Here is a 2,228-nt window from a genome sequence, read left to right as displayed (position 1 = left end):
AAAAACTGCTGTAGCCCGTATAGGTGTAGCTGATATTCCTACCGACCCTATGCCCATGGACATTGCCGATATGTTCATCATTCTGGAAAAGGATATGGATAAATGGACTTCCGTAGAGACTAAAGAAGAGCTGATAGCTGAAATCAAAACATTGCTTGAGCGGGAACTTACCGGTGTAAATCTGGTATTCAGCCAGCCGGTAGAGCTAAGGTTCAATGAGCTGTTGACTGGGGTAAGAGAAGATGTGGCCGTCAAGCTCTATGGTGAAGATTTGGATGTACTTTCTCAAAAAGCAGAGGAAATGGCTGAAATTATTCAAACGATCTCTGGAGTAGGTGATGTAAACCCTGAACGAACTTCTGGACTGCCGCAGATGACGGTGCGATACAACAGGAAGAAAATTGCACAATATGGCTTGGATATTCAAAAGCTTAATGAGTATGTGAGTGCGGCTTTTGCCGGAGGTGTTGCCGGCGTCATTTTTGAAGGAGAAAAGCGATTTGATATGGTCATTCGCTTTGACGAAAAACATCGTAGAAGTATTGACGACTTGCGTACCTTGTACATTGACTTGCCCGATGGCACACAAGTACCTATTAAAGAAGTAGCCGACATTAGCTATGTACCCGGGCCGATGCAGATATCGCGTGACAACACGTTCAGGAGAACTTATGTTGGGGTAAATACCAGGGGTCGTGATGTAGAGTCTGTGGTAAATGACATTCAGAAAAAACTGGATGCGGAATTAGATTTACCACCAGGCTATTACATTACTTATGGCGGAGAATTTGAGAATCTTCAACGGGCTAAAAGCAGGCTGCAGATTGTAGTCCCCATTGCGCTATTCCTAATTTTTATTTTACTTTATTTTGCTTTAAAGTCGTTTTCTCAATCCATAATGATCTATATGGCTATTCCATTGGCAGCTATCGGAGGAATCTTTGCGCTGTGGATGCGCGATATGCCATTCAGTATTTCAGCAGGAGTAGGCTTTATCGTTTTGTTTGGTGTAGCTGTGTTGAATGGTCTGGTACTCATCAACCGGTTCAATTCTCTCAAAGAGGAAGGTGTAACCAGTATACGTGACCGCATTTTCACCGGTACCAAAGAAAGGATCAGGCCCATTATGCTAACTGCTACTACTGATATATTTGGCTTCTTACCCATGGCTTTTTCTGCTGGTGCAGGTGCGGAAGTGCAGCGGCCGTTGGCTACCGTAGTGATTGGTGGTATGCTTACCGCGACTTTGCTTACACTGGTAGTGCTGCCGGTGCTTTACACCTTTGTAGAAGGAAGAAGTGACAGAAGAAAAGGCCTAAAAGCACCGAATGCAAACGTGATCATTGTCCTGATCGTATGTGGTGGATTGTTAGGCATACCGGCTGTAGCCAATGCACAACAGCAGGAACAAGAGAAAGACAGCCTACCAACGATTACATTAGAACAGGCGAGAAAGCGCGCAGTAGAAAATTATCCTAAAATTCAATCGGCACGTCTGGAAATTGAAAACCAACAAGCCCTAAAGAAAACAGCCTGGGACTTAGGTAACACTCAGGTGTTTACCGGTAAAGAAGAAGTGGGCAATGGTTCGGAGGGTGTGTACACACAATTCGGCATTCAGCAACAGCAGATTGATATTTTCGGGATAGCACCCCGTTTGAAATTACAAAAAGAAAGGGTTGCATTGGCCGAGAAGGCACTTGACCTGTCCGTGATAGAGCTGGAAAGGGAAGTAAGCCAAGCCTGGGCAATGGTGTATGCCACCAAAAACAACTACCAGGTTTATGAGCAGTTGGATTCGGTTTTTACCGATATTGAAAGAGCCGCAAGAATTAGGTTAGAAACGGAAGCTACTTCCAAGCTAGAATACCTCGCTACCTCCAACCAGGCCAATCAGGTACAGATACAAAAAGAGCAGGCTTATCGGGATTACCTAAGTGCCTTGCAGCGGCTTAATTTGTGGTTTGCCAATGATACCCTATTTACCGTGCCGGATGTTCCAGCTTCTCAATTGGATGAACCTCTCAATTATGTGGCTGATTCTTTGATGAACCACCCATTGCTGAATGTATCAAAACAGCGGTTGGATGTAGCGGACGCCACCATAAAAGAGAGGCGTTCACAGTTTTTACCTCAATTGCAGGGGCAGTATGGCCGGCAGCAGATAGCCGGACAATCAGGATTTTATCAGTACCAGATCGGTATTCGGATTCCCTTGTTTTTCGGGC

1 protein-coding gene is annotated in these 2,228 nt (G+C 45.0%); it reads left to right on the top strand.

Annotated elements, in window-relative coordinates; genetic code table 11:
* The coding region (locus tag JKP34_RS18105; protein ID WP_201924735.1) for an efflux RND transporter permease subunit at nucleotides 1–2,228 on the top strand (2,228 nt) is incomplete at both ends.

Origin of the sequence: Marivirga atlantica (genome assembly GCF_016734805.1) — a bacterium.
In the GTDB taxonomy this organism is placed as follows: Bacteria; Bacteroidota; Bacteroidia; order Cytophagales; family Cyclobacteriaceae; genus Marivirga; species Marivirga atlantica.
Note: the sequence above shows the minus strand (reverse complement) of the source record. Positions and strands in the feature narration are given on the sequence as shown.